General features: G+C 46.8%; 1 protein-coding gene. It reads left to right on the top strand.

Going from position 1 to position 562, the window contains the following annotated elements; all coding sequences use genetic code 11:
* The coding region (locus ACTHUR_RS16885) for a hypothetical protein (protein ID WP_440399842.1) at positions 1 to 562 on the top strand (562 nt) is incomplete at both ends.

Here is a 562-nt window from a genome sequence, read left to right as displayed (position 1 = left end):
GCCAAAAACAACAACAACACAAAAACCACAACCACCCAACACCCAAAAAACACACCCACACAAAAAACCACAACCAAAACCCCCACACACCAACAGAACCTGCGCACCCTGACAACGCAACCAACCCAAAAAAAAACCAGAATCCAACAAACACCCACCACCACCCACACCAAACCCACCACAACCAAAACAACACCACCCACCAAAAACACCAAAACCAAAACCACCACACCCAACAAACCCAAAAAACCACCCAAAAACAACAACACCAACACCAACACCACCACAACCAAACAAAACAACAACAACACAACCACAACCACCACACCCACAACACCCACACACACACCACAACACCCCCCCAAAACAAAACCAACCACAACCACAAACAACACACCCACCACACCCACCCAACCGACACCAAAACCAATCATCAGCACAAACATCAAACACCCGCCACCGATACACAAAACAGCAAACAAAAACAACACAACAAAAACCACAACAAAGACACAAACATCCCCGACGACGCACCCACACACAACCCAAACCAAACAAAAAA

It is taken from the genome of Neisseria sp. P0021.S007 (assembly GCF_051956855.1).
Note: the sequence above shows the minus strand (reverse complement) of the source record. Positions and strands in the feature narration are given on the sequence as shown.